The organism is Pseudobutyrivibrio ruminis DSM 9787 (assembly GCF_900218035.1).
GTDB classification, from domain to species: Bacteria; Bacillota; Clostridia; order Lachnospirales; family Lachnospiraceae; genus Pseudobutyrivibrio; species Pseudobutyrivibrio ruminis.
The window spans coordinates 148,040-173,416 of sequence record NZ_OBMR01000007.1 but is presented as its reverse complement, the minus strand read 5'-3'; the positions used below and the strand labels follow the sequence as shown (position 1 = coordinate 173,416).

The window sequence follows — 25,377 nt, the reverse complement described above, 5'->3', positions numbered from 1 at the left end:
TATATTCGAAGGAGGACAAAAATGGCTACAATTCCTTATGTCATTGAACAGAATTCTCGTGGAGAGCGTTCTTATGATATTTATTCACGTCTTTTAAAGGATCGTATCGTATTTTTAGGTGAGGAGGTTAACGAAACTACAGCATCTCTTACAGTTGCTCAGCTTCTTTTCCTTGAGTCAGAGGATCCTAGCAAGGATATTCATCTTTACATCAATAGCCCAGGCGGTAGCGTTACAGCTGGTATGGCTATTTACGACACAATGCAGTACATCAAGTGTGATGTATCTACAATCTGCATCGGTATGGCAGCTTCTATGGGCGCATTCCTTCTTGCAGGTGGACAGAAGGGCAAGCGTTTTGCACTTCCAAATTCAGAGGTTATGATTCACCAGCCACTTGGCGGAGCTAAAGGACAGGCTACTGAAATCGAAATCGCTGCAAAGAACATCTTAAAGACTAGAGAAAAGCTCAACCGTATGCTTGCTGAAAACACAGGAAAGCCATACGAGCAGGTTTGTGCTGATACAGAGCGTGATCATTGGCTTGATGCTCAGGAAGCACTTGATTATGGTCTTATTGATGAGATTATTACAAAGAAGAACTAATATACCGATATATAGTTAGTAGGGGTAGTTAGAGTTTAAAGAGGTAATTATGGCAAGAAACGATGAAAGAGTTCGTTGTTCTTTCTGCGGAAAGACACAAAATCAGGTTCGCAAGCTTATTGCAGGACCAAATGGTGCATTTATCTGTGACGAGTGCGTAGATATCTGCCAGGAAATTATCGTAGAAGAGTTAGACGACTTCAGTCCAGCCTCTGAGACTGATTCAATTGAAATCAATCTTCAGAAGCCAGAGGACATGAAGGCTTTTCTTGATCAGTATGTTATTGGTCAGGACGAGGCAAAGAAGGTTCTTTCTGTAGCGGTATATAATCATTACAAGCGCATCATGGCTAATCCAGATGACATCGATGTTGAGCTTCAGAAGAGTAACGTTCTTATGCTTGGCCCAACAGGTTCAGGAAAGACTCTTTTGGCGCAGACATTAGCACGTGTACTTGGTGTTCCATTTGCAATCGCAGATGCAACAACACTTACAGAGGCTGGATATGTTGGTGAGGATGTTGAAAACATTCTTTTAAAGCTTATTCAGGCTGCTGATTTTGATGTTAAGAAGGCAGAAATCGGTATCGTTTATATTGATGAGATTGATAAGATTACAAAGAAATCAGAAAATGTTTCAATCACACGTGATGTTTCTGGTGAAGGTGTTCAGCAGGCACTTCTTAAGATTATCGAGGGTACTGTTGCAAATGTTCCTCCTCAGGGTGGACGTAAGCATCCTCAGCAGGAGACAATTGCTATCGATACAAAGAACATCCTCTTCATCTGCGGTGGTGCATTTGAAGGCTTAGATAAAATTATTTCTCAGCGTACAGATGTTAGCCAGATTGGTTTTGGTGCAGATGTTAAGGATAAAAACAATCAGAAGGTAGACGAGCTTCTTCAGCAGGCTCTTCCACAGGATTTCATTAAGTTTGGTCTTATTCCTGAGTTCATCGGACGTGTGCCAATTAATGTATCCTTAAATGAGCTTACAGAGGACGATATGGTTCGTATCCTTAGAGAGCCAAAGAACTCTCTTACAAAGCAGTACCAGGCATTGTTCAAGATGGACGGCGTTAAGCTTGAATTCGAGGACGAGGCACTTCGCGAAATCGCAAAGAAGTCAATCGAAAGAAAGACTGGTGCTAGAGGACTTCGCGCTATCGTTGAAAGCGTTATGATGGACTACATGTATCATGTGCCATCTGATGAGTCAATCACAGAAATCACAGTAAATAAAGAAATGGTTGATAATAACCTTCTCCTTATCGACAAAGATTCAGAAGCAAGCGTTGTTTCAATCGAGGATAAAAAGGAAAAGAGTGCATAATGGTTATCAGATCATGCAATCTTGAAACAGTGTGCGGCCCTACATCCACACTTCCAAAGAATGATTTACCTGAGGTAGCGTTCGCTGGCAAGTCAAATGTAGGGAAGTCGTCACTTATAAATGCGGTAATGAACCGCAAATCACTTGCCAGAGTGTCAGCTCAGCCTGGAAAGACACAGACCATAAATTTCTACAATATCAATGACGAAATTTATGTAGTGGACTTGCCGGGCTATGGTTTTGCTAAGGCTTCTGAAAAGGAGCGTGAGAGATGGGGCGAGATGATAGAGACCTATCTGAACACATCCGATATGATTCGTGCTGTGTTCCTGTTGGTAGATATCAGACATACACCATCGGCAAACGATAGGCAGATGTTCGAATGGATGGCCTACGTAGGCTACGATCCAATCGTCATCGCCACAAAGGTAGATAAAATCAAACGTAGTCAGCTAGATAAGCAGATTAAAATTCTTAGAGAGGGGCTTGGAGCTGACAAAGATACAATAATTGTTCCATTTTCATCACAGACAAAGCAAGGACTTGATACAATCCAGGATTTTCTGGATCAGGTCATTGAAAACGAAGCAAGTCTCACTGATGTAGAGGATCTCGATTAATGAAGAAAAGCAAATATTTATTTGTGCTACTACTGCTCATCTCTATTAGTGTGGTGCTGCTGGGTGGCACATTTTTTTATGTAAAACTAAATAACAAGCAAAGTGATGATTCTGGGCTTCTTGTAATGACTAGTTGCAATCCTGTATATCTTGCCACTATCAATGTAGTTGGTGATGCAGAAGGAGTTACAGTTCAGAATCTTTCTCAGCCTACTACAGGATGCCTTCACGATTACACCCTCACCACAGAGGATATGAAGAATCTTTCAAAGGCAGATGTTCTTATTGTAAATGGCGGTGGCATGGAAGGATATTTGGAGGATGTTGTTGAGGCATATCCTAATCTTCCTATTATCGATACATTCGAGGCAGTAGAGGAAGATTATCCTGTTATCATCGAGGAGGAAGACGAAGAAGAGGAAGAAGACCATAGCCATGGAACTTCAGAAGAACATCATCATGATGAAGGTACTAATAGCCACATTTGGATGAGCGAAGAAATCTACGCTGGTCAGGTGCAGGCTATTGCAGATGGATTAGCAGCTTTGGACTCAAGCAATGCCAGCGTCTATGCTTCAAATGCTGATACATTTGTAAGCGTTATGGATTCGCAAATTGACAACCAGGGACTGGATGAGAGTCTTTCTGGTGCTAATGTTGCAGTGCTTCACGAAGCTTTTGCTTATACGGCTCAGTCTCTTGGAGCTAATATTGTGGCAACTATGGACCTAGATGAAGAACGTCAGGTTAGTGCAGGTGAGGTCAGTGACTTCATCAATGCAATCAATGAAAACAATGTGCAGGTTGTTTTTGCAGAATATGATTATGGCCATGCCATGGGTGAGCTTATTACAGAGCAGACAGATGCCAAGGTAGTTTATCTTGAAACATTAGTTCATGGTGATTATAGTGGCTTGGATTATATCACTGTATTAAATAAAAACTACGCTGTAATTAAGAATAGTTTGTAGTATATAAGGAAAAATATGAAGAAAATTATTCCATGTGGTTTCCACTGTATAAAATTTAATAATTTGGGCGTGTCATTTGGTGACCAGCAGGTCCTTAGCAACATCAATTTGCATGTACACTGTGGAAACATGACTGCGATTATTGGAAGAAATGGAGCAGGTAAGTCCACATTAGTACGAGCAATTCTTGGGGAAGTTCCATACACTGGAGAGATTCAGTTCAAAAACAAGATGAACGGAACCATGCAAGGCTTGAAGATTGGCTATGTACCACAAAGTGTAAATATCGACAGAACAACTCCACTTTCGGTATATGATTTGTTCCAGTCCTTCACTGGTAAGCTACCTATATTGTTTAGAAATAAAAAGGAACACGATCACGTTAAGGAAGCTTTGGCAGAGTTTGATGTGGCAGAGCTTATCGACCAGCCTGTAGGCACACTTTCAGGTGGACAGCTTCAGCGTGTGCTTTTGGCAATGGCTGTGCATGATACTCCAAACTTACTATTATTGGATGAGCCTGTATCAGGAATTGATAAAAACGGTATGGATGCCTTCTATGAAAAGATGAAATATTTAAAAGAGACTCACGATTTGGCAATCATCCTTGTAAGTCATGATTTGGACTACGTATATAAATATGCGGACAATGTCATTCTTATAGACAAGACAGTTACAGCAGCAGGCAAGCCAAAGCAGGTGTTTGAGACTGATGCTTTTAAGCATGTTTTTGGTAAGGGTGCTGTAGGAGAAGTGGAGGTGAATGCAAATGTTTAATGAAATGTTTTCATACGCCTTCATGGTAAGGGCTACAATTGCAATCCTATTGATTTCTCCACTGTTTGGAATGGTAGGCACAATGATAGTGCAAAAGCGTATGGCATATTTCAGTGATGCACTTGGCCATTCAGCACTTACCGGTATTGCTGCAGGTGTTATCATGGGCATAGCCAACACTACAGTTTCCATGATTATATTTGGAATCTGCTTTGCATTGCTTCTTAATTACATCAGTAGAAAGGGCCTTAGCTCATCGGATACCCTGATTTCAGTATTTGCAAGCTGTGCCACAGCCCTTGGTCTTGCTATTTTATCCAGAGGCGGAAGCTTTGCAAATTATTCAGCAATATTGGTAGGAGATATCTTATCCATTACCTCAGCTGAAATCATCCAGCTGATTGTACTGTTTGTAGTTATCCTGGTATTTTGGTGTATTAGCATCAACAGACTTACTGCAATCAGTATTCATGCTACCCTCGCAAAGAGCCGTAGCATTTCAGTGCGAGTAATGGAAGATGCTTTTGCAGTACTTATAGCACTTCTAGTAATGCTTTCTATCAAGTGGGTAGGTATTCTTCTTATTAATGCACTTTTGATACTTCCAGCAGCTAGCAGTCGCAATATCTCTGAAAACTTCAGAGAGTACACATACCTTTCAATGATATTTAGTATTTTCTCTGGTGTGGCAGGCTTGTTTGTTTCATACTTCACAGACATGGCCACAGGACCAATGATTGTGATTATCGCCAGTGTGATTTACTTTGCAACATACATATATGGAAAAGATAGATAATTTCTTTATGACTTTTCGGTGAAAAACGGTTACAACTGAAAAATGATGTTATAATGGTGATACAGATAGCGGGAAAGCTTGCTGTATCACTATTTTTTGTAACAAAAAAATTTTTTAAAAAAATTTTCAAAAAGGGGTTAAGTTTCAGAATAAGCTTCCGATATACTCTGTGTAAGGCAAGAGATAAATGAAACGGATTTCGTTTATCCAGGTTAACACATCATAATACATAACTAATTTTTTCGGACCAGGACAAGGATGTTAAGGATCGGATAATCAATAATCTTTTTCTATTTATCTATTGTAATCGCAATAGGATTTTTTCATGCAAAGAGAATTGAAAACTAAATACTAGATTTAAGGACTTGGAATGTACAACCTTTAATAATAATTTATGGCATGTCGCGCGAGTGCTGTAGTTATTATAGATGTAATTTATTAACAAGTGAGTGCAAAGGCACTTCTCCCAGGAAAGGAATCTAGGGAGTATCTACAAGGAGGTAGAATTTTATGGTAGTACAACACAACATGCAGGCAAGCAATGCTTCAAGAATGCTTAACATCACATCAGGCAATCAGGCAAAGTCAACTGAGAAGCTTTCTTCTGGTTACAAGATTAACCGTGCAGCAGATGATGCAGCTGGTCTTTCAATTTCAGAAAAGATGCGTAAGCAGATCAGAGGTCTTGATCAGGCTTCTACAAACGCACAGGATGGTGTATCTGCAGTGCAGACAGCTGAAGGTGCTTTAACAGAAGTTCACTCAATGCTTCAGAGAATGAACGAGCTTGCAGTACAGGCTTCAAACGGAACAAACAGTGAGTCTGATCGTTCTTCAATCCAGGACGAAATTAATCAGCTTACAACAGAAATCGACCGTGTTGCTGAGACAACAAAGTTCAACGAGACATACTTACTTAAAGGCGACAATGGTACAAAGAAGGTTATGATTCAGGCACATGATGCAGGTCTTGTAGGAACATTCTCACAGAACTCTGTTACAGCTACATTTAGAATGAATAACCTTGGAGTTGGCGATAAGTACACAATTGGTGGTACAGAGTATGAAATCGGTGCAAGTGATGCAGCTGGCGTATTAGCAGCAATTAAACTCGACGATGAAGATAACGCTGTATTAGGTACATCAGTACAGATTGCTGGAAAGTCTTGGACATTTGCGGCTACAACAGATGAAGAACTCTATACTATTGCTTATGATGATTTAGCAGCTAAGATTAGCCAGGGCACACAGGTAGAGTACAATGGTAAATCTGCAACAAGATTTTCTGATACTGTAACAGATGGTATTGACCAGAATAATAAAACTCTTATTACTGCAGCAGCAGCATATACAAAGGTTCAGACAGAGCTTACAGCAGCTTCTTCAATTGGTGCAACTGATTCACCAGCTACAGTAGCAGCTGCAACAGCAGATGGAGATGACCATCAGAAGTTTGTTATCACAAAGGGTTATGTAAATGCAAAGAACGACTTGAACTTCAATCTTCACGTTGGTGCTGACGCTGATATGACAAACAAGATTGGTGTTACAGTTGAGTCAATGTCTTCTAAGAGCCTTGGTCTTGATGGTATCAATGTATCTGATGGAACAGGTAGAGCTGCTACATATGCAATCGATGCAATCGCTGATGCTGTTTCTAAGGTATCTGCACAGAGATCTGCACTTGGTGCTGTTCAGAACAGACTTGAGCATACAATCGCAAACGTTGATAACGTAGTTGAGAACACCAACGCTGCTGAGTCTCGTATCCGTGATACAGACATGGCTGAAGAGATGGTTAACTACAGCAAGAATAACATTCTTGCTCAGGCAGGTCAGGCAATGCTTGCACAGGCTAACCAGTCTACACAGGGTGTACTTTCAATCTTAGGTTAATTTTTCAAAAGATAGTTAATTTTTTGAACTTACTATTATTCGTTTCGCGCAGACTAGTTGAATAGCTAGTAAATTAGGGGACTTCCTTCGGGAGGTCCTCTTTTTTGTGAAAAAAGTGTGTTTAAAATGTGAAATAGGTCTTGATTTTTTCTCTGAAATGGAGATAATAGTATTAGCTGATGAAAAGGAGTTCACAGCATACTTAAATAACGAGACAGAATAGGTTTTATTTCTAAATTCTATTTCTTTTCGATTTGGGACAAGGATGTTATTAATCGGAACAATAATTTCAATTAATTAATACCCATATTTTATTCATTTTTATATTTGATAGTCGAACAGGTGGCGCGCGTCTGTTTTGATTATAGACTAAATTTTATTTTAAGTGCAGGACGCACTTCTTCTTCGAAAGGATTCGAGGAAGCAACTACATGGAGGTAGAAAAAATGGTAGTACAACACAATATGCAGGCAATGAATGCCTCAAGAATGCTTAACATCACATCAGGAAATCAGGCAAAGTCAACAGAGAAGCTTTCTTCTGGTTACAAGATTAATCGTGCAGCAGATGATGCAGCTGGTCTTTCAATTTCAGAAAAGATGAGAAAGCAGATCAGAGGACTTGATCAGGCTTCTACAAACGCACAGGATGGTGTATCTGCAGTTCAGACAGCTGAAGGTGCTCTTACAGAAGTTCACTCAATGCTTCAGAGAATGAACGAGCTTGCAGTACAGGCTTCAAACGGTACAAACTCTGAGTCTGACCGTTCTTCAATTCAGGACGAAATCAATCAGCTTACAACAGAAATCGATCGTGTTGCTGAGACAACAAAGTTCAACGAGACATACCTTCTTAAGGGCGATAACGGTACAAAGAAGGTTCAGATTTCAGCTCATGATGCAGGTCTTGTTGGTACATTCTCACAGAACTCTGTAAAAGCTACATTCACAATGAATGAGCTTAAGGTTGGTGATAAGTATACAATCGGTGGCACAGAGTACGAAATCGGTGCTGCAGATGCAGATAAAGCTATGGCAGCTGTTAAGCTTGATTCAACAAATGCAGGTTCAGATGGTGCAAAGGTAAAGGGCCAGACAGTGGAAATCGCTGGAAAGACATGGACATTTGGAGATAAGACTGACGAAGAATTACATACAATTAAGTATGAGGATTTAAGCAAGAAGTTAAGTGCAGGCACAACTGTTAAGTATAACGGTAAGTCAGCTACAATTTTCTCTGAAAACGCAGGTTCAGATGGAACTGACCCTAACAATAAGACACTTATTACTGCAGAAGGTGCATATACAAAGGTTAAGACAGAGCTTACAGCAGCTTCTTCAATTGGTGCAACAGGTAAGGCTCCAACAGTTGATGAAGCTACAACTTCACCAGCAGGTAAGAAGTCATTTACAATCGAAAAGGGTTATGTTGAGACAAAGAATGACCTTAGCTTTAGCCTTCACGTTGGTGCTGACGCTGATATGACAAACAAGATTAACGTTAAGGTTCAGTCTATGTCAGCTAAGAGCCTTGGTCTTGATGGTATCAATGTATCTGATTCAACAGGTAAGGCTGCTACATATGCTATCGATGCAATCGCTGATGCTGTATCAAAGGTATCTGCACAGAGATCATCACTTGGTGCTGTTCAGAACAGACTTGAGCACACAATTGCAAACGTAGATAACGTAGTTGAGAACACAAATGCAGCTGAGTCACGTATCCGTGATACAGATATGGCTGAGGAAATGGTTAACTACAGCAAGAACAACATTCTTGCTCAGGCAGGCCAGTCAATGCTTGCACAGGCTAACCAGTCAACACAGGGTGTTCTTTCAATCCTTGGCTAATAGCTAATTGGGTTAATAAATTACATTACGGTTATAAATTAGAGGCTTCGAAAGAGGCCTCTTTTTGGTGCGTAAATTATTTTTTGTAATTTTTCTAAAGTTTGAAGGAAGTTTTCCGATAATTGTTATAGATGGAAACAGTAAACAAATTGTTTTTGTTGTCCATCTGGGCAGTTTATCTTTTCATTATCGCGCGGAAAAGGAGATTGCCATAATAGCAGCTTTACAATTGAATAAAGCTTGTTATACTACTTTATTTCTTACCTTGATAGCATGTGGAGGTTGGTCACTCCCTTGTTATATAGATACTGGAAATAAGCCTAAAGTATGTATGTTTCCATGTCATGAAACTTATGATTTTTAGTTAATGTTATGCAATAAGCATCTCTCATGAATGGAATCGTGGGAGTATCTACAAGGAGGTAGAAATTATGGTAGTACAACACAATATGCAGGCAGCTAATGCTTCAAGAATGTTAGGAATTACAACAAATGCTCAGTCTAAGTCTACTGAGAAACTTTCAAGTGGTTTTAGAATTAATAGAGCCGCAGATGATGCAGCTGGTCTTTCAATTTCTGAGAAAATGCGTAAGCAGATTCGAGGTCTTGATCAGGCTTCAACAAATGCATCTGATGGTATCTCAGCAGTACAGACCGCCGAGGGTGCCCTTACAGAGGTACATTCTATGTTACAGAGAATGAATGAGTTGGCAGTTCAAGCAGCAAACGGTACAAACTCAGAATCTGATCGTTCATCTATTCAGGACGAGATTAATCAGCTTACAACTGAGATTGATCGTGTCGCAGAGACAACAAAGTTCAACGAGACCTATCTTCTCAAGGGGGATAATGGCACCAAGGAAATCAAAATCAGTGCTCATGATGCAGGCCTATTAGGTACTTTTTCACAGAACTCAATTAAGGCTACATTTACAATGACTGCTCTAGGAGTTGGTGATACATACACAATAGGTGGCACAGAGTATGAGATTGGCGCAGAAACAGCAGATGAAGTTTTAGAAGCGATTGGATTGGAGGATTCTTCAAAGGCTATTGTTGGTACGACAATTCAGATTGCCGGAAAGTCATGGACATTTGTAGATAATACAACAGGTACAACTGATGAGGAGTTATTTACAATTAAATATGATGACTTAGCATCCAAGATTAGCGATGGAACAAAGGCAGAGTACAATGGAAAATCTGCAACAAGGTTCTCTGTTGCAAATGCTGATCTTGTTGAGGAAACAGATCCAAATAATAAGACTCTTATCACAGCAACAGGTGCATACAACAAGGTTAAGACAGAGCTTATAGCAGCGTCTTCAATCGGTGCTACAAAGACACCAGCAACAATTGATGCTGCAGGTGATGTTGCTGTAGCTAACGGCAAAAAGGTATTTGTCATTACTAAGGGTGCTGTTGATACAAAGAATGATTTGATGTTCAATCTACATGTCGGTGCAGATGCTGATATGACAAATAAGATTGGAGTTAGAATTGAATCATTAACAGCGAAGGCTCTTGGTCTTGATGGTGTTAACGTATCAGATGCGACTGGAAAGCAGGCAACTTACTCAATTGATTGCATTGCCGATGCCCTTGCAAAGGTATCTGCACAGCGCTCAGCACTTGGTGCCGTACAAAACAGACTTGAGCACTCAATTGCTAACTTAGACAACGTCGTAGAGAACACAGAAGCCGCTGAATCACGTATCCGTGATACAGATATGGCTGACGAGATGGTTACATACAGCAAGAACAATATTCTTGCTCAGGCAGGCCAATCAATGCTCGCTCAGGCAAATCAGGCAACTCAGGGTGTTCTTTCACTCTTAGGATAATTAGCGTGGCCAAACGCATAGGTACTTTCGAGTACTATCCACAAATTGGGGTCCTTCGGGGCCCCTTTTTAAATGCATTGGAATATGCTTGAAAAAAGTGCCTAAAAAACTTATAATTTATTAGGATAAAATTCTTATCCGACTTTAATTTGCCGCTCCATTGGAAATTATGCGGCCATTAATAGAAGGAGTCATATGAAAAAAGTAGAAGATTACATCAGAACTATTCCAGATTTCCCAGAGCCAGGTATCATGTTTAGAGATGTTACTAGCATCTTGCAGGATGCGGAAGGGTTCCGACTTGCTATAGACGAAATGAAGAAGCTTATTGAGAATGTTGATTGTGATGTTATCGCAGGCGCAGAGAGCCGCGGATTCATCTTTGGTGCACCACTTGCATACGCACTTGGCAAGCCATTTGTTCTCATTCGTAAAAAGGGTAAGCTTCCATGTGAAACTATCGAAAAGACATATGATCTTGAGTACGGCACAGCTACAATCGAGATGCATAAGGATGCAGTTAAGCCAGGTCAGAAGGTTGTTATCGTAGATGATCTTATCGCTACAGGTGGTACAATCGAAGCAGCAGCTCAGCTTGTTGAGGAGCTTGGCGGCGAAGTTGTTAAAATCATCTTCCTTATGGAGCTCGCAGGTCTTAACGGACGTGAGAAGCTTGCAAAGTACGACGTAGAGTCAGTTGTTACATACGAAGGAAAGTAATATACGATTTTTGGGCAGTACATTTTGTACTGCCTTTTATTATTAAGAGGTATTGATGGAATTAAAAGAAATAGCATTTATACATACAGGCTTTACGCAAAAGTTTGGAATACCAAGGCAGAGCGGTCTTGTTTCAGATGAAATAGGCTATATCGTATTTACGGAGGAGTTTAGAAATCCTACCTTTATCGATGGTATCACAGACTATGATTATCTGTGGCTGCTGTGGGGCTTTTCTAAAAACAAGCCTTTGGAAGGGGGCACTGTTCGCCCACCTAGGCTAGGCGGAGAAAAGCACATGGGAGTGTTTGCTACCCGTGCGCCATATCGTCCAAACAACATCGGCCTTTCATCTGTAAAGCTGATAGAGGTAAAGCAAACTGAAAAAGAGGGCACAGTGCTTGTGGTCAGCGGAGTAGACATGCTGGATGGCACACCTATTTACGATATAAAGCCATACATCCCTTATGCAGATGCTCATCCTGATGCCAGGGGCGGCTTTACCGATTCCCTTTCAAAGGGAGCTCAGGTTAAGGTGGAGTTTCCAGAAGAACTTTTAGCCAAGCTTCCTGAAAATCTGCGTCAGTCTGCAATAGATGTCCTCAGCCAGGATCCTCGAGCAGGTTATGATAGAGGCAAGAATCGTGATTTCAGATTAGCTTATCATGGGTACGATATAGTGTTTGAATCTGAAAATGATTCACTTATAGTTAAAGAAGTTATCAAATTACTTTAGAAATATTTAAAATAAATATTGTGTTCTTAAAATAGATTTGATATATTAGAACTGTCCAAAACATTAGTGTTCTGGGCAGTTATTTTTATCTTCAAACATTTTTATAAGGGGCTTGATGTCTGAAGATTTTCGACTTATTAATGGAGGATAACGCATGAAAAAATTGATTTCATGTGTTCTAGCAGTTTCTATGGTTGGAGGTCTAGTGGCTTGCTCAAGCTCTGAATCTAAAGAGAAAAATTATACCGTCAGCTATGATGGCATTGCCACAGGCGACGTTTCTTCGGGCGCTTCAGTCCATGACCCATCCATTTTAGAAGTTGATGGAACATACTACATTTACGGCAGTCATATGACCGCTGCAAAAAGTACCGATTTATTGAATTGGGAAATGATTGGCGATGGTTATATGAAATCCAACCCTGTTTATGGCCAGATTTATGATGTGGCAGATGAAGCCTTTGCTTATTCAGGATCAAAGGATAGTGTTATCAAAACAGACGATGGCGGCACACATGTGTGGGCGCCGGATGTTATTTACAACGAAACTACAAACCTTTACTACATGTACTACTGCACAACCAGTACATTTAATGCGTCAAATCTTTGCTTTGGTACCAGCGAATCGCCAGAGGGCCCATTTGAATGGCAGGCACCACTAATTTATTCAGGCTTTAACCTTAGCAATGTGGATTCTACAGATGTACTTGATTATGTTGATAAGGACTATGTAAAGAAAAACTACATTAAAAGCGGTGGTTACAATTACGAAGATTATCCAAATGCAATCGACCCTACAGTATTTTACGATGCTGATGGAAGAATGTGGATGGTTTATGGCTCATGGTCTGGTGGTATATTCTTACTGGAGCTTAATCCTAAGACAGGTCTTGTGATTCACCCAGAAGCTGATGAGGCAAACAATGTGGATCCATACTATGGCAAGAAGCTTCTTGGTGGTGGACACATTTCCATTGAAGGACCATATATTATGTATGATGCTAACACAGATTATTACTATCTGTTTGTATCTTATGGTACTTTGACAAGCAATGGTGGATATCAGATTCGTGTGTTCCGTTCTAAAACAGTGGACGGTGAATATGTAGATATGAATGGCGAATATCCACAGAAGAGTGCAATGCATGAAAACTACGGACTTAAGCTTTCAGGTAACTATAAGCTGCCTAGCTTGGACAGAGCATACATGGCCACAGGCCACAACTCTGCTTTTGTAGATAGCGATGGAAAAGAGTATTTGGTTTATCACACTCGTTTCAACGATGGAGGAGAGAATCATTCCCCAAGAGTGCATCAGATGCTTATGAATGCCGAAGGATGGCCATGCAATTTACCTTATCAGACTCAGGGGGAGACTGTTTCTGAAACCGGTTATAGCATGGATGAGGTAGAGGGAAGATACTATTTCATCAATCAGGGCACAGATATTTCAAGTGATATCGCAAATCCGATAATCATATATCTGAATGCAGATGGCACATGTGAGGGAAATGAAGTATCTGGTACATGGACTATGACTGATGGCACATACTATATGAACATCACAGTTGATGGCACAGATTATAGTGGCGTATTCTGCAAGATGCAGGATGAAGCCGGCACAGAATGCATGACATTCTCAGCTGTTGGAAGTAACGAGAGTGTATGGGGAGTAAAATATTAATAAGGATATATATGGAGAGTGAAAATGGACAAGAATTTTGAATACAATAAACCATGGATTTTGCAGCGCGCAGATCCATATATATACAGACACACAGATGGCAAGTATTACTTTACTGCCTCTGTGCCTGAATACGATAAAATTGTGTTGCGTGTAAGCGACACATTGGAGGGCCTTGCGGCCGCTGGGGAAGTGGAAATTTGGCATAAGCATGAAAGTGGCCCAATGTCTAAGCACATTTGGGCTCCTGAACTACATTATCTTTTTGGTAAATGGTACATTTACTATGCAGGTGGAGAGGTAGAGGATATTTGGAAGATTCGTCCATATGTTCTTGAATGCCAGGGAGATGATCCTATTCATGATGAGTGGATTGAAAAGGGCAAAATGACAAGAGCTGATAGTGATGAGTTTTCATTTGAGGCATTTTCTCTCGATGCAACAGTGTTCGAAAATGATGGAAAATGGTATTATATTTGGGCAGAGAAAGTTAGCGTAGGCAAGCAAATCTCTAACCTTTATATTGCCAGAATGAAAAACGGATATACGTTAGAAACAGAACAGGTACTTCTCACTACACCTGATTATGACTGGGAACGTCATGGCTATTGGGTAAATGAAGGTCCTGCTGTACTTCAGCGCAACGGCAAGATTTTCGTTACTTACTCTGCAAGTGATACAGGAATTAACTATTGCATGGGAATGCTTACAGCAGATGCAGATAGCGATTTGCTTGATCCATTATCTTGGAAAAAGGAGCGTTATCCAGTTCTTGCTTCATCGCCAGAGCATGTAGTGTACGGCCCAGGCCACAATTCATTTACAGTAGATGAAGAGGGCAATGATATCCTTGTTTATCACGCTAGAACAGAAACAGAGATTGTGGGGGATCCACTTTACAATCCAAATCGCCATGCAATGCTTATGAAGTTTGGTTGGCAGGATGGAAGACCAGTGTTTAATTATGATTGAAAAAAGAGTTTGTGCAAGATGTCTGCTTAGAGATATGACAAGAGCAGATGCTGAAATGATTGAAAAATACAAAAATGAACTTAAAGCACAGGACCAGGTGGATGCAGATGAATACGAGCGCCGCCTGGCCCTCTGTAAAAATTGCGTCCAGCTAAATGCAGGAACATGCATGTCTTGTGGATGCTATGTAGAATTAAGGGCAGCCATGAAGGCTGCCCATTGTCCACGTAAATCATGGTAGATATTTAATTGATTGGGCTATAGTTGATGGATACTCTAATATCCTGACCATAGTTACCAAATGTCTTACCAAACAGTGTGACACCACCAATGTGCTCTGCGTCGTCTTCAACGGCGATGCGGAAATCAAGTGGCTGTCCAGGTTTGAGGTTCAAATCGTCTATTGTAATATCTGAAATCTGAAGACCATCAATATAAGTTCCAAATTTATTTACAACAAGAAGCTTTAAGAGACCATACTGATTCCAGTTTGGTGGCCACCAGTCAGGTGTAAACATTCCAAGTATTTCACCACCGAAATCCCCAGGGCTAGTCCACATACCAACCTTTTGATCGTTGATAGAGAAAGAGATATCACTTGGCCAATTGTTATCAATACCAGGAGCTTCAGATGAAATCTCAAATGAAATGGAAATCTGAGTGATATTGTTGTTGCTAGGAACAAGATTTGGCAAAGCATACTCTACGTAGCCCTTTGTGAACCACAGAATATCTGCGTTGAAGTGATCTGGATGAGCAAAGTATCTTGCATCATCGATTTCACCAATAACAGATGCGCTGTTGGCAAGGCCACAAGTTGGGCAAATATCGTATTTTGAAAACTGTCCCACTTTAATATCTGTAGTAGATACGTTTGCTAAATCAAGTGGTTTTTCTATTTCTATGACTATTTTGTCTTGAATTACTGAGCATAGCTTTGAATTGCCGTGACTGGCAGATTCGTTAGAAGTGGAGATGAGTCCGCATTCTTCAAGCTTTTTAATGTGACCAGTGAGAGCGCCGTTGCTAAGATTTAGCTGAGTAGCAAGCTGATTCATGCTCATGCGGTCGTTTTCTAATAGTATGTTTAGAATCTGAATACGAACATCAGAACCTAAAGCTTTAAAAAGCTCGACTCCATCATCCAGGGAAGTTATGTGTATCATAACGTTTCTCCTTTTTATGATTTCTTAAAATATTACCCTTAATTATAAAATTTAACAAAATGGGTGTCAATATAGTTGAGCATTAGAATTCTATTATTTTAGCAAAAGATAAATTTATTAATGAAAATATACACTTTAAAGCTCGAATTGACAAACAACTTGTTAATAATTGCTAAATCATCCGTGGCTTTTTTGTGAATATTAAAAGAACATCCAAATTACTTTAGAAAAATCTAAAATAATTATTGACTTGCTGAAGTGGCAGGTTATAATTAAACCATAATAGTTAATGAGCTTTAAGAAAAATATGTTGATTAACTACCAAGCCTCAGTTAATTGTACTATTTATAAAAGCTCGAAACAATTACAACATTTCTTTTTTACAAAAGGAGGAGAAGAATGAAGAAGAAATTGATTAGTGCACTTCTTTGCACATCAATGGCAGCTAGTTTATTTGCTGGTTGCGGTGGCGCTTCAGAGGGTGGGGTAGATCCTGATGCTGCTACAGAAGAAGCTGCTGAGGAAACAGCAGAATCTGAGGTCGTAACAAACACATTTGGTGATCCAAATGGTACACACTTAGAGATGTGGACATTCGTTGAGCTTCACGGTCAGCACTACGGTGTTATGGCTGAGGAGTGGAACAAGCAGCATCCAGACAACACAATCGAAATTACATGTACAACATATCCATATGGCGATATGCACACAAAGCTTCTTACAGCTCTTGAAGCTGGCACAGGTGCTCCAGATATCTGTGACGTAGAAGTAGGTCAGTTCCCTAACGTAGTTGAAGGTCTTGATCAGTGGCTTGTACCTTTAAATGATTACGCTGCTGATTACCTTGATACAATGGTTACAGCTCGTATGGAAACATATCAGGGTGAAGATGGTAACTACTACGGAGCTCCTTACCATGTAGGTGCTACAGTAATGTACTACAACGTAGCTGCAATGTCAGAAGCTATGGGACTTACACAGGATGAAGTAATTGCTAAGATTGATGCAGTTAAGACTTGGGATGATTATGCAGCACTTGGTGAAGAGTACTTAGGAACTGTTTCTGAGGAAGGTAAGTACTGGACATCAGTTGATACAGGCGGTGTTGATTGGCTCTGGATTGCAATGGCTGAGTATGGTGATGACTGGACAGGCGGTTTCGATGATCCAGCAAACGTTCAGCTTGATTCAGTTAAGAACATGCTTTCAATGCAGCAGGATTGGTTAAAGTCAGGTCTTGCAGAGGTTTCTCCAGACGGACATGTTGACCTTGAGGCGGGCTTCCAGAACATTATGGATAGAAACATCGTTTCATTCCCTAAGGCAATGTGGTATATGTCACGTTTCACAAACTACATGCCAGATGAAGCAGGCAACTGGTACATTGCTAAGTGCCCTGTATTCGAGGAAGGCCAGATTTGTTCTGTAGGTATTGGTGGTACAGGTACAGTTGTTACACAGCAGTCTGAGAATATTGATCTTGCAGCAGAGTTCCTTTGCTGGGCAAAGATGTCAGAAGAAGGCGAGCAGCACATCTGGGATACACTTGGATTTGACGTATGTAACGCAGCTCTTTGGACAGATGATGCATTCGCACATGATGAGAACAACCAGTACAACCAGTTCTTCATCAACTATCCATATGATGTATTAGCTGATATCGGAATGGACAACATTGGAAAGATTTCAGTAGTTTCTATCAGCCCAACAATCAATGAGTACTTCTGCACAACAACACTTAACGAAGTACTTGAAGATCCAGATTACTCAATTGATGATGCTTTGCAAGAGGCACAGGATGCTATAGATATGGAACAATAGGAAATTTTCCCGTAGAATTTTAGGGGTGCCTGCTTAGGCCGGCATCCCATTTTTTAAAAGATGGAGAAAGGTGCATTATGAAAATCAAGAACTTTTTATATTCTCAGAAGGTGGCACCATACGTTTTTGTTTTACCTTTTGTATTAAGTTTTTTCTTCTTTTGGGTTTATCCTCTTATCACAGCTTTCACAATGAGCTTTCAGGATATTGGGGCAATTAAATCAGAATGGGTTGGGTTTGCTAACTATTCAAAGCTATTACAGGATAAGGTATTTCATATTGCTGTATGGAACAGTGTGAAATACATGTTCTTTACATTAGTATTATTAATTCCATTTCCTATGCTTTTTGCAGTTTTGCTTGATAGTCATTTGGTAAAGGCAAAGGGTGTATGGAAGGCTATTTTATACATGCCAGCACTAACATCAGTTGTTATTTCTGGTACACTTTTCCGCCTGATGTTTACTGAGTATACAACAGGTCAGATGAATATGATTACAGCGGCTTTAGGCCTTGGAACATATAAATGGTTAAAGATGGGCTGGTCAGGTATGCTCGCCCTCTTAATCGTAGCTTGCTGGAGATGGACAGGTGTAAATATGCTTTACTTTTTGTCAGGTCTCAAATCAATCGACAGCTCTTTATATGAAGCAGCTGATATTGATGGAGCTACAGGTTGGCAGAAGTTCAAGTTCGTAACACTTCCTCTTCTTAAGCCAACAACAGTTTACGTACTTACAATTTCAGTATATGCCGGTCTTGCAATGTTCCTGGAGTCATACATGTTATGGGCAGGAAATTCATCACCAAACAATATTGGACTTACAATAGTTGGATATTTGTACAAGCGTGGTATTGAAAAGAATGATATGGGTTATGCATGTGCAGTAGGTGTAGTACTTCTTATCGTTGCTCTTATCATCAACTTTGCTCAGCTTATATTCAACGGAACATTCAAGAAGGGAGAGGATTAATATGTCAAAGCAAAAGACAATGTCTGGCACTCCTAAGAGAACGGTAGGCACAATACTTGGAACAGGATTTTTTGTAATCCTATGTTTAATCATTATTTTCCCTGTATTTGCAGGTTTACTTGCTTCATTTAGACCTGGTACAGAGCTTATTCGTAGAGGCCTTTCAATTGATTTGAACCCTTCTACAATGAACCTTGATAACTACAAATACTTATTCAGCGGCAATGCTGACAGTATTAAATACTTCATGTGGTACAAGAATTCGTTATTAATTACCATTATTTCGGTAGCACTTACTTTGATAGTTTGTTACTTTGTTGCATATGGACTAACAATGTATGAGTTCAGATTCAAAAATCTACTTTTCACAATCGTACTTGCAACAATGATGGTACCATTCGAAATCTTAATGCTTCCACTTTACAAGGAAATTATTGCATTAAAGCTTATTGATACTTACACAGGTGTAATCATCATAGGTATCTGCGGCGCATCAACAATCTTCTTCTTCAAGCAGTACTTATCAGGACTGCCAAAGGATTTGCTTGATGCAGCAAGAATTGATGGATGTTCAGAATATGGTATTTCAGTAAGAATCATCCTTCCTCTTGCAAAGCCTGCATTTGCATCAATGGGTATCCTTTGTGCAATGGGTTCATGGAATGCAATTCTTTGGCCACTCTTAGTACTTAAGGGAGCAGAGAAGTTCACACTTCCAATCGGACTTAATACATTGCTTACACCATACGGCAACAACTACGATGTACTTATTGCTGGATCAATGTTTGGAATCTTACCTATATTCGTAATCTTCCTTATTTTCCAGAAGTACATTATTGATGGAATGACAGCAGGAGCGGTAAAAGGCTAGCCAACAAAAACTAAGGGGGACAAAATGGCAAAACTAGTTATCAATAACGAAAACAAGAAGAGCACCATTGCTCCAGAAATCTACGGACATTTTTCTGAGCACTTGGGACGCTGTATTTATGAAGGCTTATACGTAGGCGAAAATAGCGACATTCCTAATGTAAACGGAATGCGTACTGACGTTGTAGAAGCACTTAAAGAAATGAAGGTTCCAGTACTTCGCTGGCCAGGCGGATGCTTTGCTGATGAGTATCACTGGATGGACGGAATTGGTCCAAAGGAAAAGCGTAAGAAGATGATTAACACTCACTGGGGTGGAGTAGTTGAGGACAACAGCTTCGGTACTCATGAGTTCTTCGAGCTTTGTAGACAGCTTGGCTGTAAGACTTACGTCAATGCAAATTTAGGTTCTGGAACTGTTCGCGAAATGAGCGAATGGGTGGAATATATGACATTCAACGGTGTTTCTCCAATGGCTGATCTCAGAAAAGAGAACGGTCATGAGGAGCCATGGGTAGTTGACTATCTTGGTGTTGGTAATGAAAACTGGGGTTGCGGCGGAAACATGAGACCTCAGCACTATGCAGATGAGTATAGACGTTATCAGACATACGTTAGAAACTACAATGGAAACAAGCCAATAGCAAAGATTTGCTGTGGTCCTAACGTGGATGATTATCATTGGACAAAGGGAGTTCTTGATACATGCTTTGACCACACACCAGAACAATTCCATGGATTCATGGATGGTCTTTCTCTTCATTATTACACTCTTCCAGAGACAGAGGACGATTGGAATGTCAAAGGAAGCGCTACAGACTTCACTGAGAAAGTGTTCTATCAGACTTTGAAGCGTAGCTACTTTATGGAAGAGCTGATTAACAATCATGGTGCAATCATGGATCAATATGACCCTGAAAAGAAAATCGGTCTTATGATTGATGAGTGGGGTATTTGGACAGATGTTGAGCCAGGTACAAATCCAGGATTCTTATATCAGCAGAACACAATGCGTGACGCTCTTGTTGCAGGTATGAATTTGAACATCTTTAACAAGCATTCAGACAGAGTAAAGATGGCATGTATCGCCCAAATGATTAACGTGCTTCAGTCAGTAATGCTCACAGAAGGTGAAAAGATGATCAAGACTCCTACATACTATGTATTCAAGATGTATCGTCATCACCAGGGAGCAACACTTCTTGGCTCAGATTTACTTAACGGCGGAACAGTAGGCTCGGGCAAGAATGAACTTCCAAAGATTTTCGAGTCTGTATCAGAGGATGCAGATGGCGTTATTACTATTACCCTAACAAACAACTCTCTTGAATCATCAGAGGATGTTGATGTTCAGCTCACAAAGGATGGCGGCGCTTACAACGTATGCGAGGCTGTTTATGTAACAGGTAAGATGGCTGATCACAACACCTTTGATAATCCAGAGGTTGTAAAGGAACTAGAGTTTAAGGACTACAGCAAGACTTCAGATGGACTGAAGGTTACACTGCCAGCTTGCTCAGTAGTCAGCATAAGATTAAAGAAATAATAATAATCTTCTTTTTCATATCCTTCCATAAATAAAAAACCAGCAATCAGGCTTAGCGGGGCTTGATGCTGGTTTTTATTTTATCTGTACATTAAAAATGACAGTGTAAGAGCAATGAAGTATGAAGTATTAACAATGATAAAGTTCTTAATTGCTGTAATAAAAGTTTTTGACTTTATCTGTTCTTTACGAAATACCCTTATATTACTTTCTACTAGAGGAAATGAAAGTAAAAAGATGAGGGCGATAATAGGAAGAATTTTTAATGCAACCATTGCTATCACTGCGGCGTAGCATAAGTAGTAAAGAGTAGCAAAAACACGTACGCCATTTTTCTGTCCTATGTAAAAAATCAGAGTATGTCTATTTACAGCAACATCTTTTTCTAAATCACAAGTGTTGTTAGCAACCATGATATTGGAAGTGGTAAATGTATTTACCAATGAGAAAAATAAAAAGCTTATCAATGGCCAAAGCATGAAGTGTACAGATAATACACCATTTTTATAGTCTAAAATAATGTATTCATCAGGATTATTGATATAAACCATCAGAAATGGAATAAACATGCCATAAGCAATACCTGAAAATACTTCCCCTAGAGGAATTCTCGAAATTGGCATAGGACCAAAGGTGTAAAAAATCCCAAGGCCAAAGCAGAGTGCACCAAGTAAAAGAACTACAATACCTGTTTTAAATGCAAGATAAAGTCCCATCACTGTGCTAACAGCAAGCATACATATTATAAGAAATAATGATACATCCCGGCGGAATGGAAGCATTTCAGGATAATCCTTACTATCAATATAGTTGTTGATTGCAGTGGTGGCTAAATCAAATATAAATGCCGCAATGCAGAAGATAATCATCAAAGGAATATTGATAGGCTGTTTCAAAAAGAGCATATACATAAGAGTATTTGCAAAAGCAAATGTGCTGGTAATCTTTGTTTGAATCTCTACAAACTTTAAAAACTTCTTAATCATATTAATCTCCAATTTGTGAAAAAGTTATAAAAAAACTGTGAATTTCAAATTTGTTTATGTTGGTAATAATAACACAAAAAATAAGCTAAAGATAGTGCAAAATGCTATTTGTGAAAATTTAAACAAGTTCCATCTTGTAGCGCACAATGGAATATGGTACAATTTGGTTCCGCAGCAATGCGTTGGAGAATATTAAAGAAAAGAAATTACTAGGAAGGAATGAATCATGATTAAGATTGTTGTAATCGGAGCAGGTTACGCAGGCGTTCTTGCCACAAAGAAACTTGAAAAGAAGCTTCGTAAGAAGAAGCTTGCTGATCTTACAGAAATCACTATCATCGATAAGCATCCATATCATACAATGCTTACCGAACTTCACGAGGTAGCGGCTTGCCGTGTTGGTGAAGAAAGTATCAAAATGAACCTAAAGCAGATATTTGCCGGAAGAAAGGTAAATGTAGTTTTAGATGAAGTTACAAATGTAGACTTTAAAGAACAGAAGGTTAAGGGTAGAACAGAAGAGTATGATTACGACTATTTAGTAGTTGCAGCTGGTTCAAAGCCAACATACTTTGGTGTTGAAGGCGCAAAAGAAAACAGCTGGCCACTTTGGTCATATGACGACGCTGTAGCCCTCAGAGATAGAATTCACAACTGCTTCAGAATGGCAGCTGATGAAGTTGATCCTGCAAAAAGAAAAGAGCTTCTTAGCTTCTATGTTGTAGGTGCAGGATTTACAGGTGTTGAAATGGTAGGCGAGCTTGCTGAGTATACACCTATCCTTTGCAAGAGATTTGGTATCGATAGAGAAGAAGTTACTATCGTTGATGTTGACGGATTATCTCGTCCAGTACCTATCTTGCCAGAAAAGCTTTCTAACAAAGTAGACAGACGTCTCAAGAAGATGGGTGTCGAAGTTGTTATGAATACAAGCGTTGTTGGCGTTGGCCAAGGCTCTATCAAGCTCAAGCAAAACGACAATGTTACTGAGCACGTAGCTGGAACAGTTATCTGGACAGCAGGTATCGAAAGTTCGGACCTTACATCAGAAATCGCATCTAGAGTACAGAGCGGCGGAAGAGGACGTATTCAGGTAGATGAATACCTTCGTTCAGTAGATTACGAAAACGTATATGTAATCGGTGATAATATGCTCTTTACAGCTCCTGGAGAGGAGCGTCCAGTTCCTCAGATGGTAGAGAATGCAGAACACTCAGCAGCTACAGTTTCAAAGAACATTGTGGCTGAGATTACAAAGTCTGGCGAGAAGGAATCTTACAATCCTAAGTTCCACGGTGTAATGGTTTGCGTAGGTGGACGTTACGGTGTTGCAAGAGGTGGATTAGCAAAGCACCAGATTAACTTTGCTTCATTCTTTGCTATGTTTGCAAAGCATTTTATCAATATTATTTATTTCATCCAGGTTATGGGATGGACAAAGATTATCAGCTACTTAAAGCATGAGTTCTTTACAATCAGAAATAATCGAAGCTTCCTCGGCGGACATTTTTCTAACAAGACACCAAGCTTTTTATTAGTTCCACTTAGATTCTGGCTTGGATGTGTTTGGGTATTCGAAGGTGTAATGAAGATTGTTGAGGGTTGGTTAACAACACCAATGCTTGCAGGCTTCTTCGGTGGAGCAAACTCATGGTTTGATTCACTTCTTGGACGTATTGATCCTGCAGCAACAGACGCAGTTGCTTCAGCTTCAACAGAAGTAGTTGATACAGTAGCTTCAGCATCTACAGCAGTAGCAGATGCAGCAGTTAGCACAGGAACAGTTCTATTTGATTTCAACCTAAAGATATTTGAGCTTATCCTTGTTTCTGGAACTGATTTAGCATCATCAACTATTTCAGATATTGCATTTAAGATTCAGGTTCCATTTGTAGACTGGTTCGTAAACAATGCAGTATTAGCTTCAGATGGTATGCAGATGTTTATGCAGATTGTTATTGTAATTATGCAGATTCTCATTGGTCTTGGACTTATGGGTGGATGCTTCACATTCCTATCAGCAGGTGTTTCACTTGTACTTCAGGCAATGTTTGTTACAACAACAGGCTTATACTTAAATACATTCTGGATGATATTTGCAGGAATTGCAGTACTTATCGGCGGTGGTTACACAATCGGTATTGATTACTACTTAATGCCATTCTTAAAGAAGCATTGGAAGAACGTTAAGTGGGTAAGAAAGTGGTATCTATATAATGACTAATAATGTAGTAGATTTTGAGACTGCATTTGAACAAGTAAAAAAAGAAGTAGCAAAGCTTTTAACTAAAGGACCAAGCCTTATCAGCGGATATACATCCTATCTGACAGAGGCTACAGGCAAGATGATGAGAGCAAAGGCTGTTTTGGCCTGTGCCATGGATGAAAACGATATGGTACCTGCGGATGCAATTATTTTTGCAGCGGCAGTTGAAACTCTCCATCTGGCTACACTGGTTCATGACGATATCATGGACGATGCTGATACCAGAAGAGGTCAGATAACTCTTCAAAAGAAATCAGGCAAGCGAAATGCTGTGATTTGTGGAGATTATCTTTTGGCTTCAGCTATTAGAGAAATTGCCAGTGTAGATGACACAGATAAATACAAGGATTTTGATTTTTCAAAATATGTAGAGGCAATTGCTTTAGGGGAGCTTCGTCAGAATATCAATAACAGAAATTTTAGACTTGGAACTTTTAGATATCTATCTATCATAGATGGCAAGACAGCAGCACTTTTTGAAGCATCATTCCATGCTGGTGCCATGGCTGGAAATGCCACAGAAAAAGAAATAAAGCTTTATCGTAGGCTTGGTCGATATACAGGAATTGCATTTCAGCTTACAGATGATTGCATCGATTATGAAGTGAGTGAAGATACAGCGCTGAAGCCAGTTCAGTCTGATTTTGAAAATGGAGTAGTTACACTTCCACTTATTCATACGTTTGAAGAGAATGCTTCTCTTGCTGAAAGAGCAGAAAAGGGTCTCATTTCTAAAGAAGAAATTTTGAAAGAGGTATCAAAGCACGGTGGAGTAGAATTTACTCACAAGACTGCTGAAAGATACTATAAAAAAGGCGTTGACGCCATAGAAGCACTTCAGCTCTCTGGTAAAAAGAGAGAGATTTTGGAAGGGCTTATCACAAAGGCATATGTAGGCCTAAAAAAATGATATTTGGGTGGTTTCACTACCAAATATATATTT

General features: G+C 39.8%; 23 protein-coding genes. 21 read left to right on the top strand and 2 right to left on the bottom strand.

The genetic code is table 11. The features are described 5' to 3' along the window. The first annotated feature begins 21 nt into the window (after positions 1-21). The 15 genes from clpP to CRN97_RS08275 all read left to right on the top strand — a co-directional run bounded on the left by clpP (position 22) and on the right by CRN97_RS08275 (position 15,046). Positions 22-606, top strand: a complete 585-nt coding sequence (gene clpP, locus CRN97_RS08345; RefSeq protein WP_044938266.1) for an ATP-dependent Clp endopeptidase proteolytic subunit ClpP — start codon at positions 22-24, stop codon at positions 604-606. Between the two features lie 46 nt (positions 607-652). Next, a complete protein-coding gene (gene clpX, locus CRN97_RS08340) occupies positions 653-1,939 on the top strand; it encodes an ATP-dependent Clp protease ATP-binding subunit ClpX (RefSeq protein WP_097076554.1) in 1,287 nt (428 codons plus the stop codon). Then, positions 1,939-2,559, top strand: a complete 621-nt coding sequence (gene yihA, locus CRN97_RS08335; protein ID WP_097076553.1) for a ribosome biogenesis GTP-binding protein YihA/YsxC — start codon at positions 1,939-1,941, stop codon at positions 2,557-2,559. The genes clpX and yihA overlap by 1 nt, the downstream gene beginning before the upstream one ends. Beyond that, entirely contained in the window at positions 2,559-3,530 is a 972-nt protein-coding gene (locus tag CRN97_RS08330) for a metal ABC transporter substrate-binding protein (RefSeq protein ID WP_097076552.1), read from the top strand. The genes yihA and CRN97_RS08330 overlap by 1 nt, the downstream gene beginning before the upstream one ends. Before the next feature lie 15 nt (positions 3,531-3,545). Continuing rightward, the gene (locus tag CRN97_RS08325) at positions 3,546-4,307 is read left to right on the top strand and encodes a metal ABC transporter ATP-binding protein (protein WP_033154525.1); all 762 of its coding nucleotides are present in this window, start codon (positions 3,546-3,548) and stop codon (positions 4,305-4,307) included. Then, positions 4,300-5,103, top strand: a complete 804-nt coding sequence (locus tag CRN97_RS08320; RefSeq protein ID WP_049960413.1) for a metal ABC transporter permease — start codon at positions 4,300-4,302, stop codon at positions 5,101-5,103. Before CRN97_RS08325 ends, CRN97_RS08320 begins: the two co-directional genes overlap by 8 nt. A 510-nt stretch (positions 5,104-5,613) precedes the next feature. Then, positions 5,614-6,999, top strand: coding sequence for a flagellin N-terminal helical domain-containing protein (locus tag CRN97_RS08315; RefSeq protein WP_097076551.1), 1,386 nt, complete (start codon positions 5,614-5,616; stop codon positions 6,997-6,999). A 446-nt stretch (positions 7,000-7,445) separates the two neighbouring features. Further along, the gene (locus CRN97_RS08310) at positions 7,446-8,849 is read left to right on the top strand and encodes a flagellin N-terminal helical domain-containing protein (protein WP_097076598.1); all 1,404 of its coding nucleotides are present in this window, start codon (positions 7,446-7,448) and stop codon (positions 8,847-8,849) included. A 64-nt stretch (positions 8,850-8,913) separates the two neighbouring features. Then, complete coding sequence (locus CRN97_RS08305) at positions 8,914-9,213, top strand: hypothetical protein (RefSeq protein WP_097076550.1); 300 nt, start codon at positions 8,914-8,916, stop codon at positions 9,211-9,213. Positions 9,214-9,280: 67 nt separating this feature from the next. Further along, positions 9,281-10,693, top strand: coding sequence for a flagellin N-terminal helical domain-containing protein (locus CRN97_RS08300; protein ID WP_097076549.1), 1,413 nt, complete (start codon positions 9,281-9,283; stop codon positions 10,691-10,693). Positions 10,694-10,888: 195 nt separating this feature from the next. Next, a complete protein-coding gene (locus CRN97_RS08295) occupies positions 10,889-11,413 on the top strand; it encodes an adenine phosphoribosyltransferase (RefSeq protein WP_044938243.1) in 525 nt (174 codons plus the stop codon). A 55-nt stretch (positions 11,414-11,468) separates the two neighbouring features. Beyond that, entirely contained in the window at positions 11,469-12,149 is a 681-nt protein-coding gene (gene tsaA, locus CRN97_RS08290) for a tRNA (N6-threonylcarbamoyladenosine(37)-N6)-methyltransferase TrmO (RefSeq protein WP_097076548.1), read from the top strand. A 154-nt stretch (positions 12,150-12,303) separates the two neighbouring features. Beyond that, entirely contained in the window at positions 12,304-13,833 is a 1,530-nt protein-coding gene (locus CRN97_RS08285) for a glycoside hydrolase family 43 protein (protein ID WP_097076547.1), read from the top strand. 24 nt (positions 13,834-13,857) lie between these two features. After that, positions 13,858-14,805: a glycoside hydrolase family 43 protein gene (locus CRN97_RS08280; RefSeq protein ID WP_179670715.1), complete on the top strand. Its 948-nt coding sequence runs from the start codon at positions 13,858-13,860 to the stop codon at positions 14,803-14,805. After that, positions 14,798-15,046 carry a DUF6171 family protein gene (locus CRN97_RS08275; protein WP_097076545.1) on the top strand — a complete coding sequence of 83 codons (249 nt, stop codon included), beginning with the start codon at positions 14,798-14,800 and terminating at the stop codon, positions 15,044-15,046. Before CRN97_RS08280 ends, CRN97_RS08275 begins: the two co-directional genes overlap by 8 nt. 4 nt (positions 15,047-15,050) lie before the next feature. Here the strand turns inward: CRN97_RS08275 and CRN97_RS08270 are convergent, their stop codons facing one another. Then, complete coding sequence (locus tag CRN97_RS08270) at positions 15,051-15,971, bottom strand: ArsR/SmtB family transcription factor (RefSeq protein WP_097076544.1); 921 nt, start codon at positions 15,969-15,971, stop codon at positions 15,051-15,053. Positions 15,972-16,370: 399 nt separating this feature from the next. On the opposite strand from CRN97_RS08270, the gene CRN97_RS08265 reads away from it, so the two are divergent. From CRN97_RS08265 to CRN97_RS08250, 4 genes are all read left to right on the top strand, one after another. After that, positions 16,371-17,792, top strand: coding sequence for an ABC transporter substrate-binding protein (locus CRN97_RS08265; RefSeq protein ID WP_097076543.1), 1,422 nt, complete (start codon positions 16,371-16,373; stop codon positions 17,790-17,792). A gap of 77 nt (positions 17,793-17,869) precedes the next feature. Beyond that, on the top strand, positions 17,870-18,766 hold the full coding sequence (locus CRN97_RS08260; RefSeq protein ID WP_033154510.1) for a carbohydrate ABC transporter permease: 897 nt from the start codon (positions 17,870-17,872) through the stop codon (positions 18,764-18,766). Position 18,767: 1 nt separating this feature from the next. Beyond that, entirely contained in the window at positions 18,768-19,637 is an 870-nt protein-coding gene (locus tag CRN97_RS08255; RefSeq protein ID WP_083380764.1) for a carbohydrate ABC transporter permease, read from the top strand. Between the two features lie 24 nt (positions 19,638-19,661). Further along, entirely contained in the window at positions 19,662-21,182 is a 1,521-nt protein-coding gene (locus tag CRN97_RS08250; protein WP_097076542.1) for an alpha-N-arabinofuranosidase, read from the top strand. An 80-nt stretch (positions 21,183-21,262) separates the two neighbouring features. On the opposite strand, the gene CRN97_RS08245 is transcribed toward CRN97_RS08250, so the two are convergent. After that, positions 21,263-22,168 (bottom strand): UbiA family prenyltransferase, encoded by a 906-nt coding sequence (locus tag CRN97_RS08245; RefSeq protein WP_097076541.1) that lies wholly within the window; start codon positions 22,166-22,168, stop codon positions 21,263-21,265. 226 nt (positions 22,169-22,394) lie between these two features. On the opposite strand from CRN97_RS08245, the gene CRN97_RS08240 reads away from it, so the two are divergent. Together CRN97_RS08240 and CRN97_RS08235 are read left to right on the top strand one after the other, a co-directional pair. Next, positions 22,395-24,392 carry an NAD(P)/FAD-dependent oxidoreductase gene (locus CRN97_RS08240; RefSeq protein ID WP_177194928.1) on the top strand — a complete coding sequence of 666 codons (1,998 nt, stop codon included), beginning with the start codon at positions 22,395-22,397 and terminating at the stop codon, positions 24,390-24,392. Further along, positions 24,385-25,344, top strand: coding sequence for a polyprenyl synthetase family protein (locus tag CRN97_RS08235; RefSeq protein WP_097076540.1), 960 nt, complete (start codon positions 24,385-24,387; stop codon positions 25,342-25,344). The genes CRN97_RS08240 and CRN97_RS08235 overlap by 8 nt, the downstream gene beginning before the upstream one ends. Positions 25,345-25,377: the final 33 nt, after the last annotated feature.